The following is a 14014-nucleotide window of genomic DNA, read 5'->3' as shown; positions in this document are numbered from 1 at the left end:
TCCATCACGCAACATTCACTGTTGAATAACGCATATGTCAGACACCAAACGCGCGATTCGTAATATCGCAATCATCGCCCACGTTGACCACGGCAAGACCACTCTCGTGGACCAGCTGCTGCGCCAATCGGGCACTTTCCGTGAAAACCAGGCGGTCGACACCCGCGTGATGGACTCGAACGACCTCGAAAAAGAACGCGGCATCACGATTCTGTCGAAGAACTGCGCGGTCGAGTACGAAGGCACCCACATCAACATCGTCGACACCCCGGGCCACGCCGACTTCGGCGGCGAGGTCGAGCGCGTGCTGTCGATGGTCGACTCGGTGCTGCTGCTGGTCGACGCCCAGGAAGGCCCGATGCCGCAGACCCGTTTCGTGACCCGCAAGGCGCTGGCCCTGGGCCTGAAGCCGATCGTGGTCGTCAACAAGATCGACCGTCCGGGCGCGCGCGCCGACTGGGCGATCAACCAGACCTTCGAACTGTTCGACAAGCTCGGCGCCACCGACGAGCAGCTGGACTTCCCGATCGTCTACGCTTCGGGCCTGAACGGCTATGCCGGCATGGACGAAAGCGTGCGCGGCGGCGACATGAAGCCGCTGTTCGACGCCATCCTGAAATACGTGCCGGTGCGTGACGACAACCCGGACGGCCCGCTGCAGATGCAGATCACCTCGCTGGACTACTCGTCCTACGTGGGCAAGATCGGTATCGGCCGCATCAACCGCGGCCGCATCAAGCCGGGCATGGACGTGCTGGTCGTGAACGGCCAGGACGACAAGAACCCGATCAAGGGCCGCATCAACCAGGTGCTGAACTTCAAGGGCCTGGAGCGCGTGCAGGTCGAAGAAGCCGTCGCCGGCGACATCGTGCTGATCAACGGTATCGAGGACATCGGCATCGGCGTGACCGTGACCGCCGTGGATACCCCGGAAGCGCTGCCGATGCTGACCGTCGACGAGCCGACCCTGACCATGAACTTCATGGTCAACACCTCGCCGCTGGCCGGCCGCGAAGGCAAGTTCGTCACCAGCCGCCAGCTGCGCGACCGCCTCGACCGCGAACTGAAGTCGAACGTCGCGCTGCGCGTGCTGCCGACCGACGACGACACCATCTTCGAAGTGTCGGGCCGCGGCGAACTGCACCTGACCATCCTGCTGGAAAACATGCGCCGCGAAGGCTTCGAGCTGGCCGTGTCGCGTCCGCGCGTGGTGTTCAAGGAAATCGACGGCGTCAAGTGCGAGCCGTACGAGAACCTGACCGTCGACGTGGAAGAAGTGAACCAGGGCGGCGTGATGGAAGAACTGGGCCGCCGCCGTGGCGACCTGCAGAACATGGAATCGGACGGCAAGGGCCGCGTCCGTCTGGAATACCGCATCCCGGCCCGCGGCCTGATCGGCTTCCAGGGCGACTTCATGACCCTGACCCGCGGCACCGGCCTGATGAGCCACGTGTTCGACGCCTACTCGCCGGTCGACACCGGCAAGGGCGAGCTGGCCGGCCGCCGCAACGGCGTGCTGATCTCGCAGGATGACGGCCAGGCCGTCGCCTACGCACTGTGGAAGCTGCAGGACCGCGGCCGCATGTTCGTCGAGCACAACACGCCGGTGTACGAAGGCATGATCATCGGTATCCACTCGCGCGACAACGACCTGGTCGTCAACCCGATCAAGGGCAAGCAGCTGACCAACGTGCGCGCGTCGGGTACCGACGAAGCCGTGCGCCTGGTGCCGCCGATCCAGATGTCGCTGGAATACGCGGTCGAGTTCATCGAGGACGACGAACTGGTCGAGATCACCCCGAAGAGCATCCGCCTGCGCAAGCGCTTCCTGAAAGAGCACGAGCGCAAGAAGGCCAGCCGCGAAGCCGCATAAGCACGCGCTTCCCGCCGCCACGAAAACCCGCTGCCCGCAGCGGGTTTTTTTATGCCCGCGTCAAACGACTGGCTCGGGAATCCATCGATTTGGCTCCCGCAACATCCGCGTGGGCAGTGCGCCGGGCCCGGCTTCGGGAGCGTGGAGATCCGCGATATCGATTTGCGGGGGGGGGGACGATCAGCGTGAAGCTGCGCTAGGAGCGTGCAGCGTGGAGCGTTAGCTTGTCAACGTCGTCCCCGCGAGGGCGGGGACCCAAGTTTGTCAGCGCTGAAGTAACGCATGCAGAACTTGGGTCCCCGCCTGCGCGGGGACGACAGTTTCCATGGTGTTGGTTTAGCGCAGGCCCAGCAACGCCAGCACGCGCTCGCGGCTCACTCCCACCAGCGCCGAGGTCAGCGACAGCAGCGACTCGTAGTCGGGATTCGCGGCGGTGGTCGCGAATTCCTGGGCCGCTTCCTCGGCTTCCGGCGGCGGGGTGGTGGCCTCGGTCATCTGCACCGTGGCGGCCGACAGTGCGTTGCTGGCGGCGTCGCGCGAGCGGCGCACGCGTTCCAGCGCCTGCACCACTTCGCGCAGGCTGGCGCGCAGGCTGTCGCCGTTGCCGTTTCCGCTGCCCGCATTCCACTGCTGCGGCGCCAGCTCGGCCGGGACTTCCTCGGTGGCCACGCGGCCGCGGCCGCTGATGGCGATGCTGTCCTTGACCCCGGGCCAGTTCGTTTCCGGCGTCGAGAACACCAGGCCGCGCTGGTCGTCGAGGCCGGCGCGCACGCCCATCGGCGCCATCGCGCGGTCGATCGCGGCGGCGATCTCTTCGTCACTCATGCCGGGGCCGATCTCGACCGACAGCTGCGGACCGCCGTTGCCGCCGACCGAGAAGGCCAGGCTTTGCGCGCCATTGCTGCGCAGGGCATCGAGGTCCAGGCCGCGGATGCGGAAACGCTGGGTGGCCGGCTTGCCGGTGAAATGCAGATTGCTGTCGATGCCGCCGCCGGCGTTCTTCCTGCGCGAGGCCAGGGTCGAGGCCAGCTGGCGCACCAGGGTGTTGAGCCTGGCGCTGGCCTGGCTATCGGCCTGCTGGCGCGCCGCGCCGCGGGCGCCGGCCAGCCTGGATGTCAGTTCCCCTTTCAGCGATTCGAGCTGTCCCTGCACCTGGTCGAGATAATCGAGCGCCTGTTGGGCGCGCGCGACCTGGTCCTGCAGCGCGCTGCCGATGCTGGCGGCATTGCTGCGCAGCGGCGCGGGGGCGGAAACGCCGGCCGCCGCGGATTGTGCGGCGCTGCCGGCTTCCGTCGTCGGCTCGGCCGCGCGTGGCTGGACCAGGCGCGCCGAAGCCCCGGCACGCGTGCCGGGGGGGCTGCCGGTGCCGCCGGCAGTCGTTGGTCGTAGTGTGGTTTCCATTGCCATTAAAGCGCCGAGAACAGGGAGAGGTTACCGATCTTGCTGTATGCCTTGTAGCTTGCCTGCAGGGCGGTCGAATAGCCGCCCAGCTCGATCGCCGCGGCGCCCACGTCGAGCTGGCCGATCTCGGTGATCGCCATCTGGTTCGACAGGCTGACGTTGCCGTGGTTGGCGTCGATCGTGTTGAGGATGTTCTGCTGCCCGCCCAGCACGGCGACCTTGCCCGACAACAGATCCATGCCGTCGTCGAAGCCTTTGAGGTTGGCCGCGATGGTGGCGTGCACGGCCGGGTCGTTCGGGTTCACGCCGGGCGCCGACAGCGTGGCGATGGTCTGGTCGAGCTGGTTGAGCAGCTTTTCCAGGCCCCTCACGTTCTGGTTCGCGACCTGGGTGATGCCGTTGCCGACCACTACGCTCTGGTCGTTGGTGTTGCCGGCATAGCTGTAGCGCGAACCCAGCGGCGCGTTGGCGTCGTAGGCAATCGGCGCGGTGCCGGTGGCGGTGCCGGAAAAGATGTGGCGGCCTTCCTGGTCGATCGTGTTCGAGGTGTACATCAGGCTGTCGCGCAGGGAGGTCAGCGAGGTCACCATCGCGTTCAGGTCGTCCGGCGCATTGCTGCCGTCCGCAGCCCAGACCAGCAGGTCGCGGCCGGAGTTCATGTCGTTGACCATATTCGACAGGTAGCCTTCGTTCTTCGACATGCGCTGCTTCACCGCGGCGATGTTGTCGCGGTACTGGCCGATGGCGGCTTCTTCGCGCTTCAGGCGCGAGATGCGCACGCTGTCGACCGGATCGTCCGACGGCACCTGGATGCGGTTGCCGTTGGCCATCTGCTCGGTCAGCTCGGTGATGCGGCTCTGGTTCTTCTGCAGCGACTGGTTCATCATCGCCTGGTACTGGGCGGTTGCGATACGCATGATCTTCTCCTTAACGCACCAACTAAGCCATCATCGCCAGGGTGGCGTCGAACAGGGCGTTCGCGACCGACATCACCTTCATGTTGGCCTGGTACATATTCTGGTATTCGACGAGGTTCACCGCTTCCTCGTCCTGGTTGACGCCGCTGGTCGACTGCCAGTCCGACTCGGCCTGGTCGCGCATGCTCTGGTAGGTGTCGAGCGCGCCCTTGTTCTGCTGGCTGTCGACCGCCAGCTTGCCGACCAGCTGGGTGTCGGCGTCGCCGAGCAGCACCGCGCCGAGGCCGGTGAGGTCGACGGTCTGGTTCTTGATCGCGGCCAGCTTCTGCAGGTTGCCGGTGTCGCCGGGCGTGCCGTCGCTGGAGAAGGCCAGGTCGGCGGTCTGGAAGCCGCTCGCCACTTGCAGCATGTTCGAGGTGCTGCCGGTGTTGTAGACGAACAGCGGCTTGCCCTTGCTGCCGTCCATGGTGTAGCCGGCCGCCAGCTGGGTGTTGACCTTGTCGGCGACCTGCTGGGCCATCTCGGCCACGTTGTTCTGCAGCGGCAGCAGCACGTCCTTTTCGTACGCCGACAGGCCGCCCAGCTGGCCGCCGGCGCGGGTGACGTCGAGGTCGAAGGAGGTGCCGGCAAAGGTCAGGCTGAAGGCCTGGTCGGCGCCGCCGCCGACCGACAGCTTGCCGGCCACGCCGCCCAGCACCAGCGACTGGCCGGACTTCAGCGAGACGTTGCGGGTGCCGTCCGGCTGGTCGCTGACTTCGAGTCCCATCTGGCTGGCCAGGCCGTCGATCGCCTGGTCGCGCTGGTCGATCAGGGACGAGGCATTGCTGCCGGTGGCGTTCGCGGTGGCGATGCGGGCGTTCAGCGAGGCGATAGCGGCGATCGCAGTGTTGGCCGAATCGACGATCGCGACGCGCTGCTGGCGCACCGACTGCAGCTGCGAGTTGTAGACGTTGTTCAGGCTGTTGAAGCGCTGGGCCAGCAGGCCGGCCGCGGTCACGACCTGCTGGCGCAGCGGGGTCGAGGTCGGGTCGACGCCGGCCACCGCGTTCAGGGCCGCGAAGAATTTGTCGATTCCGCCCGACAGGCTGGCGTCGTCGTTGCCCATGACGCTTTCCAGCTGGGTCATGTAGGGCTGGGTCTGGGAATGCGCGCCCAGGTCGGACGCGGTGCGCCACAGCTGCTGGGTCTTGTAGTTGTCCGAAAAACGCAGCAAGGAGGTGACGCGCACGCCATTGCCGGCCTGGTTCGAACCGGCCGCGGGACCGACGGCGTTCAGCAGCGCCGCCTGGCGCGTATAACCCTTGGTCTGCAGGTTGGCGATGTTCTGGCTGCTCGAAGACAGGGCCAGTTGCGAGGCCAGCGCGCCGGAGAGTGCGTTGTTCAGGATGCTCATTGCGTGTCTTTCTTGTGCGGAATCATTACCGTTCAGGAACTAAAGGCGACCGTTTAACCCGCTTTATTAAGTCCTGGCGGCAACAATTGCTTCAGAATCGCGTCGGCCACGCCGAAAGCGCGCTGGCCCGCCATGTGGCCGGCCAGCATCTTGTCGGCCATGTCCAGCATGTCGCTGTTGACCGGGTCCTTCAGCGAGCTGTCCTCGGGCGCCAGGGTACGCGCGCTCTCGCGCATCTGCTGCAGCATGTGCGAGATGAAGAAGCTCTCGAATTCGACGGCAGCCTTGGTGGCTTTCTTTACATACGCCGGATCGGGCTGGTCGGCCGCGGCGGCGACCGGGGCCTTCTCGAGGTCGGCGGATTCCGGGCCCTGGGCCTGGGCGTTCAGCGGGTTCAGTTTATCGAGCATCAGATCACCACCAGTTCGCCTTCGATCGCGCCGGCCTGGTCGAGCGCCTGCAGGATCGCCATGATGTCGTCCGGCGACGCGCCCAGGCTGTTGACCACGTCGATGATGGTCTGCAGCCTGGCGCCGGCCGGCCAATGGAACATCTGGCCCGAGCCCTGGTCCACCGAGACCTTCGATTGCGGGGTGACCGCGGTCTGGCCCTTCGAGAACGGGCCGGGCTGGCTGACCGCCGAGCTTTCCGAGATCACGACCTTCAGCGCGCCATGGGTGATGGCGGCCGACTTCACGCGCAGGCCGTCCGAGATGACCACGGTGCCGGTGCGCGAGTTGAACACCACCTTCGGCACTTCGACGCCGGCTTCGACCGGCATGTTTTCCAGCTTGGCCACGAACGCCACGCGCTCGGTCGGGTTGGTGGGTGCGACCACTTCGACGCTGGTGCCGTCGGCGGTGGTGGCGACCGGCCCGAAACGGCGGTTGATCGCGTCGACGACGTTGGTGGCGGTGTCGAAGTTCGGATGACGCAGGCGCAGCACGACCTGCTGGCGGGTCGCGAAATCGGTCGGGATCTCGCGCTCGATCTGGGCGCCGTTCGGGATCCGGCCGCCGGTCGGGGTGTTCACCGTCACCGAGGAGCCGCTCTTGCCGGACGCCGACAGGCCGCCGACCACCAGGTTGCCCTGGGCCAGCGCGTAGACTTCGTTGTCGGCCGCGCGCAACTGCGTCAGGAGCAGGGTGCCGCCGCGCAGGCTCTTGGCATCGCCGAGCGAGGACACGGTGACGTCGATCGCCTGGCCGCGGCGGTAACCCGGCGGGAACACGGCCGACACCATGACCGCGGCGACGTTCTTGTTCTTCGCTTCTTCTCCCTCCGGCAGCTTGACGCCGAACTGCTTGAGCATGTTCACCACCGACTGGCTCGAATACTTCACCTGGGTCGAGTCGCCGCTGCCGTTCAGGCCGACCACCAGGCCGTAGCCGACCAGCGGGTTGTCGCGCACGCCTTCGACGCTGGCCAGGTTGCGCAGCGGCTGGACGCGCGACTGCGGCATCGCTTCGGCGTTCGGCGAGCGCACGGAAGCAGCCGGCGCGGCCAGCGCAGGCAAGGCGAGGGACGCCGCCAGCAGTGCGGAAGCGATACGGAAAATCGGGCCGGCAGCAGGAATTCGAATCATGATTTGCCTTGAAAGGGCGGTCAGAACGGCATCAGCGGACCGGTGAAGAACCGGGTCAGCCAGCCGGGCGTGTTGGCGTCGGCCAGCGAACCCTGGCCGGAGTAGGCGATGCGGGCATTCGCCACGCGCAGCGAGGACACCTGGTTGTCGTTGTCGATGTCGGCGGCGCGCAGGTAGCCGGCCAGGCGCAGGTATTCCTCGCCCTGGTTCAGCTGCAGGCGCTTTTCGCCGGCCACGCGCAGCAGGCCGTTCGGCAGCACTTCCTGCACGATCACGGTGACGGCGCCGGACAGCGCGTTCTGCTGGGTGCTGGTGGCGTCGCCCTGGAAGCTGCGGTCGGCGCTGACGTCGATGCCGGTGCGGCCGAAGCTCTTGCCCAGCGCGCCGATCGGGTTCACGCCCACGCTCGAACCTTTCGAGAAGCTGGTGCCGGCCTTCTTGCTGGCCTGGGTGGTTTCCTGCAGCAGCACGGTGACGACGTCGCCGACGCGGAAAGCGCGCGCATCGGAGGTCAGGGACACGGTATCGGCCGAGAACACGCCGCCGGAGACGCCGGCGCGGGCCGGCCCCGCTTTCGGCAGGGCCAGCGCATCGTCGACCGGCTTCGGGTTGTTCAGGGGGACGCGCGAAGCGCAGCCGGCAAGCGAGCCCGCGAGCAGTAGTGCGGCGACTGCCGCGGTGGTCGGGCGAATCATGATCAGCGGGATGCGGAAGCCAGGTATTGCAGCATGTTGTCGGCAGCCGACAGCACCTTGGTGTTCATCTCGTAGGTGCGCTGGGCGGCGATCATGTCGACCATCTCTTCGACCACCTGCACGTTCGAGCCTTCCAGCGCACCCTGCTTGATCTTGCCGAAGGCGCCGTCGCCGGCCTTGCCTTCGTTCGGGGTGCCGCTGGCGGCGGTTTCCTGGAACAGGTTCTCGCCGAGGGCCTGCAGGCCGGCCGGGTTGACGAAGGACGTCAGGGTCAGCTGGCCCAATTCGGTCGGCGCGATCGAACCGGGGACGGTCGCGCTGACCATGCCGTTTTCGCCGATCGTGATGGCGGTCGCGTTGTTCGGCACCGTGATCTGCGGCACCAGGGGCAGGCCCTGGGCATTGGTCAGCACGCCGTTGGCGTCGACCTGCAGCTGGCCGGCGCGGGTGTAGGCCGGCTGGCCGTCCGGGCGGCGCACCTGCAGGAAGCCGTTGCCCGAGATCGCCACGTCGAGCGACTGGCCGGTGGTCTGGATGCTGCCGTTGGTGAAAACCTTCTGGGTGCCGACGATGTGCGTGCCGTTGCCCAGCTGGACGCCGTTGGAGACCGTGTTGTCGGCGGTCTGGGCGCCCGGCTGCTTGTCGACCTGGTAGAACAGGTCTTCGAACACCACGCGGTCGCGCTTGAAGCCGACCGTGTTCACGTTCGCCAGGTTGTTGGCGATGGCCTGCAGTTTTGCGTCCTGCGCCTGCACGCCGGTCTTGCTGATCCACATTGCTGGGTTCATGGTTCTCTCCGTATTCTTTATTAAGCGCCGATGAGACGGTTGCCCGCCTCGTTCATGCTGTCGCTGGCCTTGAACAGGCGCATCTGGATTTCGAAGCTGCGGTTCAGGCTCATGGTCGCGACCATCTCCTCGACCGCCGACACGTTCGAGCCTTCGAGGGCGCGCGGCTTCACGCTGACCGCCGGATCGGCCGGCAGCGGCGCGCCGTCGCGCGAGACGATCAGGCCGGCCTCGTTCTTGGTCAGCTCGGCGCCTTCGGCATTCACCAGGCGCAGCTTGTCGACCACCTGCATCTGCGTCGCGCCTTCGGTCAGCACCGAGATGGTGCCGTCGGTCCCGATCTCCACCGCGACGTGGGGCGGCAGGGTGATCGGCCCGCCTTCGCCGAGCAGCGCACGGCCGTGCACCGACAGCGCGCCGTTGGCGTCGATGTCGATCTCGCCCGAGCGGGTATAGGCTTCGTTGTCGCCGTACTGCACGGCGAGGTAGCCCTGGCCGCCGATCGCGACATCCAGCGGACGCCCGGTTTCGCGCACGCTGCCGGCGCGGGTCGAGACGGTGTCGGACTGCATGGTCGACAGGTGGCGGTCGTCGTAGCCGAAGCCGCCGAGTTCCGTGTTGCCCGCCACTTCCATGCTGGCGCGGAAGCCCGAGGTGTCCATGTTCGCCAGGTTGTTGGCGTGGACCTGCTGCGAGCGCAGCAGGCGCTCGGCGCCGGAGACGGCAGTGAAGATCAGTTTATCCATGGTTCAGGGCCGTCCGCTTACAGGGCCTGCATCAGGGCCTGCATCATCTGGCTCTCGGTGGTCAGCACCTTTGAGTTGGCCTGGTAGTTGCGCTGCGAGGTCATCAGGCCGACCAGTTCCGACGTGATGTCGACGTTCGAGCCTTCCAGCGCGCCGGTGGTCAGCTTGCCCGACAGGCCGACGCCCGGCGTGTTGTACAGGGCGGCGCCGGAATCGGCGTTGGCGGTCCAGCTGGTGTCGCTGATGGACCGCAGCGCGCCTTCGTTGGCGAAGGTCGCGATGGCGACCGTGCCGACCACCTGCGACTGGTCGTTGCTGTACTTGGCGACCAGCGAGCCGTCCGCGGCCAGTTCGAGGCCGATGTAGGCGCCCGAGGCATAGCCGTCGCTGCGGTTGGTGGTGGTGGTGGCTTCGCCCGCGAAGCGGGTGGTGCCGGTGTAGTCGATGCTGAGGGTGCCGCCGGCCGCGCCGGCCGTTGCCGGCATCGCCAGGGTCGCGGGAGCGGTGGTGGTCAGCATGCCGTCGGCGCCGAAGCTCAAGGTGGTGTTCGGGGTGGTGGTCGAGGCCGGGGCGGCGCCGTCCAGCGCGTAGAACACGTTGACGGTGTTGTCGTCCTTCTTCACGAAGTACTGCGACACGGTGTGCTGGGTGCCCAGCGAGTCGTAGGCGATCGACTGCTTGACCATGTTGTAGGTGGTCGACTTGGACGGGTCGAAGGCGGCTGCCGGCACTTTCCAGTCGGCCGACAGGTTGCCGATGAAGGCGATGTTCTTGGTGGCGACGGCCGGGATCTGGCCGGTCGGGACCTGGATGTCACCCATCGGACCGAGCGCGCCGCCATTGGCCGGGCCATAGCCCTGCACCTTCTTGCCGTTGCTGTCGATCAGGTAGCCCTTGGTGTCGGTCGAGAAGATGCCGACGCGGGTATAGGTCAGGCCGCCCTGCGGATCGCGGCTGACGAAGAAGCCGCGGCCGTCGATGGCGGCATCCAGGCCGCGCCCGGTGGTCTGGGTCGAGCCGTTCTGGCCGATGGTCTGGGTCAGCGAACCGACTTCCACGCCGTTGGCGGAGGTGCCGGCGTAGACCGAGGCGAAGTTCGCGCGGCTGCTCTTGAAGCCGTAGGTGGCGGCGTTGGCGATATTGTTCGAAGTGGTTTCCAGCGATTCGTTGATGGCCTGGATGCCGGACAGTGCGATGTCGAAGCTCATGTCGATTCCTTGTTCTTAAGATTCGGTTTTACCGTTGAAGCCGGTGATGGACGAGGGATCGACCTCGCCGATGTTCGCCACCTGCAGCATCACGCCGCCGTTCGCGACGCGCACGCTGTTCAGGCGCGCCGCGACTTCGATCTGCGGGGAAGTGCCGTCCGACGGCTTGGCCTGGATCGCATACGTCCCCGGCGGCAGGCCAAGCGCGTCCGGGTCGATCGTGAACGATTGCGGACCGGAGCCGTGGGCGCCCAGGTCGATCGTGTGCTGCTGGCCATCGAGGCCGGTCAGCACCAGCGTGGTGGCGCTGCTGGCGCCGTTCAGCTGGATGGTGCCGTTGACCTTGCCGCCGTCCAGCTTGAGCGTATTGGTCGCCACCGTGACGTCGGAGCCGACCTGGCTGCCCATCGCCAGCGTCTGCATGCTTTGCAGGATGCTGGCGTTCGCGGTGGTCATCTGCGACAGGTTCTGCAGCGCCTCGGTCTGCGACAGCTGCGACAGCTGGTTGACGTAGGCGGTCGGGTCCTGCGGCGCCAGCGGATCCTGGTTCTGGATCTGCGCGACCAGCAGCTTGGTGAACATGTCGCGGTTTTCGTTGGTCGCGGCCTGGGTGGCGACCTTGGCGGAAGCCTGGGCGCCGGTGTTGTTGGCCAGGCTGTTCGAGGTGGATGCGGCGGCGACCATCAGCCTTCTCCCAGCTTCAGCAGCGACTGTTGCATCGACTTGATGCGGCCCAGCACCTCGACGTTGGTCTCGAAGGCGCGCGAGGCCGACATCATGTCCGCCATCTCGGCCACTTCGTTGACGTTGGTGTAATAGACCATGCCCTCGGCGTCGGCCTTCGGATTGTCCGGCTCGTGCACGCGGCGCAGCGGCTCGGCGCTTTGCACCACGTCCAGCACGCGCACGCCGCCGCCGGCGGCATTGTCCATCACGGCCGCGAACACCGGCTTGCGCGCGCGGTAGGCTTCGGCTTCCGAGCCGGCCGCCACGTCGGCATTGGCCAGGTTGCTGGCGATCGTGTTCAGGCGCACCGATTGCGCCGCCATCGCCGAACCGGCGATCTGGGAGATGTCCTTGAAGCCCATGTTCGTTTTCCGCCTTATTGACCGTTGATCGCTTTTGCCAGACCGCGCAGCTGCATGTTGATGAAGGTGAGGCTGGTGTTGAAATCGGAGGCGTTCTGCGAGAACGCGGCCTGCTCGACACCGATTTCGACGGTATTGCCGTCGGCGCTGGGGTGGTAGGGCACGCGGTACAGCGGGGAATCCTCGCCGAGGCTGAGCTGGCCGCTCATCTGGCCGGCTTCGGCATCCTGGCGTTCCTGCAGCATGGCGCCGAAGTCGAGGTCGCGAGCGGTATAGCCTGGCGTGCTCTCGTTCGCGATGTTGGCGGCCAACACCTTGGTGCGCTCGGCGCGCAGCGCGAGCGCGTCGGCATGCACCCCGATCGCGTCCTTGAAGTTAATTGTCATGTGCAGGAACCTCCGTGATGGGTACTTCAGTGTGATTGGTTAGAATCAGGTTTTTCGCTGACGCTATTTTCTAATGATTGCTTTCCACAAGGCAACCCTTGTTGCTTCGTTATTTGCGCTGGTTTGTGCGGCCGCGCAAGCCGCTCCCCCGTCGATTCCAGTGCAAATCGAACAGGCCGCACGCGCCGAACTCGAACGGCAGATGGCGGCCGCCGGCTTGACGGAACCACAATTCGAGGTTTCCGTCGTGACCGCGCGCGCCACGCCGCCGTGTGTCCAGAATGTGGCCATCGAGGCCCTCGATACCCGTTCTCCCCAGCGAATGCGCTTCGTGGCGCGCTGTAACGACACCCCCGGGTGGCGGTACGAGTACATCGTCCGGGCCCGCGTGACGGCGATGGTGGCGATCGCCGCGGCGCCGGTGGCGGCCAACGAAGCCTTGACCGATGCACAAGTAACGATCGAGCGCCGTGATATTTCAAACATCGCAGATCCGATCAGTTCGCCTGATGAAGCTGTCGGACAAATGTCACGCCGCATGTTGCGTCCAGGAGACATTTTGCGCAGCGGGCAGCTCAGTGCGCCGATCCTGGTCAAGCGCGGCGATGCGGTCCTCATGGTCGCGCGCCGCGAAGGCATCGAAGTCAGCACGGCCGGCGAAGCGCTGGATGCGGGCGCGCGTGGCGCCATGATCCGGGTACGCAACGCCGGCAGCGGCCAGGTGGTGCGCATGCGCGTGGCCGGGCCGGGAACCGTCGAACCCATCGACAGCGGCCTCAGCCGCTGATCCCTTGTAGCCGGCCTGCCAGGCGCGACAGCTTCGCCGCGTAGGCCGGATCGGTCGCATAGCCGCCCTTGGCCAGCCCGGAGGCGAAGGCATGGGCGTCGCTGCCGGCACCGAGGGCGCCGCGGAAACGCGGGTTATCGATCAACATCTGCGCATAATCGCGGAAGGCGCTGGCCTGGTCCGGATAGGCGCGGAAGCGGGCGCTGGTCTTGAGCGCGGCGCCGCCGACGTATTCGGTGGTGGCGGATTCGGCAACGTCGCCATGCCAGCTGTTGCCGGCCTTGATGCCGAACAGGTTATGGGTCGAGCTGCCGTCGGCATTGCGCAACGGGCGCTGGCCCCAGCCCGATTCCAGCGCTGCATGCGCCGACACCAGTTCGGGCGCCACGCCCAGCTTGTCGGCCGCTTCCCTGGCCCAGGGCGCGATGCTTTCCAGGAAAGCCTGCCGGTCGGGCGACGCCTCGCCATCGCCGGCGCCGACGATCGCATTCGCGGCCTGGCTGGCGCGCGCCTGCCAGACGCTGCCTTCCGGGCTCAGGGAAGCGCTGCCGCCGCTGCTGAAGCTGTCGCCGCCGCCGTTCTGGATGAAGGAAGCGACTTCCTCCTGAACGGAACCGAAGATGCTGTCGAAGCCGCCGCCGCCGCCGCCGCCGATGCCGGCGGTCGGGCGGGTCGGCGCGGTCGGTGCCGTCGCCGGGGTGAAAGCCGTGTTCAGGTCAGCGTGGCGCATACAGTTGATCCTCGCCGTGCAGCACGCGCTGCATCACCGTGTATTGGTCGGCCATCAGGTTGCCGTTGCGGGTGGTGGCCTGTTTGCAGTCGCGCACCAGCTGTTCCAGGCGCTCCCAGTCGCTCGCTGCGCGGCTGCGCTGCGCGGCCGGCAGGGCGTTCAGCAGATCGTCCATGCCTGCCGCGGCCCCATGCAGGGCGCGCACCAGCTGCACGCGCTGCTGGCGGCGCTGCTCCATGGCGTCGAGCTGGGGCATGAGTTCCTCGGCCAGCACGCCGAGTTCGGCGCCGCGGTGACGCAGCGCGGCCTCGAACTGGCGCTCCAGCAGGTCGCGGATCACGGCGCAGGCTTGCAGGTCGGCCTGGATGCCGTCCAGCAGGCGGGCGACGGCCTGGTCGCGGGTAAGCCGGCCCATCG

Annotated in this window: 16 protein-coding genes; 2 read left to right on the top strand and 14 right to left on the bottom strand. The window is 66.7% G+C overall.

The window, feature by feature from the left end:
- Positions 1–34: 34 nt before the first annotated feature.
- Positions 35–1873: a translational GTPase TypA gene (gene typA, locus AC3A6M_RS05865; RefSeq protein ID WP_487851794.1), complete on the top strand. Its 1839-nt coding sequence runs from the start codon at positions 35–37 to the stop codon at positions 1871–1873.
- A gap of 336 nt (positions 1874–2209) precedes the next feature.
- On the opposite strand, the gene AC3A6M_RS05860 is transcribed toward typA, so the two are convergent.
- The 12 genes from AC3A6M_RS05860 to flgB form a co-directional block, all read right to left on the bottom strand.
- Positions 2210–3280 carry a hypothetical protein gene (locus tag AC3A6M_RS05860; protein WP_487851793.1) on the bottom strand — a complete coding sequence of 357 codons (1071 nt, stop codon included), beginning with the start codon at positions 3278–3280 and terminating at the stop codon, positions 2210–2212.
- Positions 3280–4191 carry a flagellar hook-associated protein FlgL gene (gene flgL / locus AC3A6M_RS05855; protein WP_487851792.1) on the bottom strand — a complete coding sequence of 304 codons (912 nt, stop codon included), beginning with the start codon at positions 4189–4191 and terminating at the stop codon, positions 3280–3282. The genes AC3A6M_RS05860 and flgL overlap by 1 nt, the downstream gene beginning before the upstream one ends.
- 22 nt (positions 4192–4213) lie before the next feature.
- Entirely contained in the window at positions 4214–5584 is a 1371-nt protein-coding gene (gene flgK / locus AC3A6M_RS05850; RefSeq protein WP_487851791.1) for a flagellar hook-associated protein FlgK, read from the bottom strand.
- A gap of 53 nt (positions 5585–5637) precedes the next feature.
- Entirely contained in the window at positions 5638–5994 is a 357-nt protein-coding gene (locus AC3A6M_RS05845) for a rod-binding protein (protein WP_487851790.1), read from the bottom strand.
- Entirely contained in the window at positions 5994–7046 is a 1053-nt protein-coding gene (locus AC3A6M_RS05840; RefSeq protein ID WP_487852182.1) for a flagellar basal body P-ring protein FlgI, read from the bottom strand. The genes AC3A6M_RS05845 and AC3A6M_RS05840 overlap by 1 nt, the downstream gene beginning before the upstream one ends.
- Positions 7047–7189: 143 nt before the next feature.
- Positions 7190–7864: a flagellar basal body L-ring protein FlgH gene (gene flgH, locus AC3A6M_RS05835; RefSeq protein WP_487851789.1), complete on the bottom strand. Its 675-nt coding sequence runs from the start codon at positions 7862–7864 to the stop codon at positions 7190–7192.
- Positions 7865–7866: 2 nt separating this feature from the next.
- Complete coding sequence (gene flgG / locus AC3A6M_RS05830; protein ID WP_487851788.1) at positions 7867–8652, bottom strand: flagellar basal-body rod protein FlgG; 786 nt, start codon at positions 8650–8652, stop codon at positions 7867–7869.
- Positions 8653–8672: 20 nt separating this feature from the next.
- The gene (locus AC3A6M_RS05825; RefSeq protein ID WP_487851787.1) at positions 8673–9398 is read right to left on the bottom strand and encodes a flagellar basal body rod protein FlgF; all 726 of its coding nucleotides are present in this window, start codon (positions 9396–9398) and stop codon (positions 8673–8675) included.
- Positions 9399–9415: 17 nt separating this feature from the next.
- Positions 9416–10606: a flagellar hook protein FlgE gene (locus AC3A6M_RS05820; RefSeq protein ID WP_487851786.1), complete on the bottom strand. Its 1191-nt coding sequence runs from the start codon at positions 10604–10606 to the stop codon at positions 9416–9418.
- A 15-nt stretch (positions 10607–10621) separates the two neighbouring features.
- Positions 10622–11290 (bottom strand): flagellar hook capping FlgD N-terminal domain-containing protein, encoded by a 669-nt coding sequence (locus AC3A6M_RS05815; protein WP_487851785.1) that lies wholly within the window; start codon positions 11288–11290, stop codon positions 10622–10624.
- A complete protein-coding gene (gene flgC, locus AC3A6M_RS05810) occupies positions 11290–11694 on the bottom strand; it encodes a flagellar basal body rod protein FlgC (RefSeq protein WP_487851784.1) in 405 nt (134 codons plus the stop codon). Before flgC ends, AC3A6M_RS05815 begins: the two co-directional genes overlap by 1 nt.
- Positions 11695–11708: 14 nt before the next feature.
- Positions 11709–12080 carry a flagellar basal body rod protein FlgB gene (flgB, locus tag AC3A6M_RS05805; protein ID WP_487851783.1) on the bottom strand — a complete coding sequence of 124 codons (372 nt, stop codon included), beginning with the start codon at positions 12078–12080 and terminating at the stop codon, positions 11709–11711.
- Between the two features lie 73 nt (positions 12081–12153).
- Between flgB and flgA the strand changes: the two genes are divergently transcribed.
- Entirely contained in the window at positions 12154–12867 is a 714-nt protein-coding gene (gene flgA / locus AC3A6M_RS05800) for a flagellar basal body P-ring formation chaperone FlgA (protein ID WP_487851782.1), read from the top strand.
- On the opposite strand, the gene AC3A6M_RS05795 is transcribed toward flgA, so the two are convergent.
- Positions 12857–13597 (bottom strand): glycoside hydrolase family 73 protein, encoded by a 741-nt coding sequence (locus AC3A6M_RS05795; protein ID WP_487851781.1) that lies wholly within the window; start codon positions 13595–13597, stop codon positions 12857–12859. The genes flgA and AC3A6M_RS05795 overlap by 11 nt on opposite strands.
- Positions 13584–14012, bottom strand: a complete 429-nt coding sequence (gene flgN, locus AC3A6M_RS05790) for a flagellar export chaperone FlgN (protein WP_487851780.1) — start codon at positions 14010–14012, stop codon at positions 13584–13586. The genes AC3A6M_RS05795 and flgN overlap by 14 nt, the downstream gene beginning before the upstream one ends.
- Positions 14013–14014: the final 2 nt, after the last annotated feature.

The sequence above is a fragment of the Telluria sp. Soil_C_11 genome (genome assembly GCF_057657395.1).
This window is presented reverse-complemented; position numbering and strand designations above follow the sequence as displayed.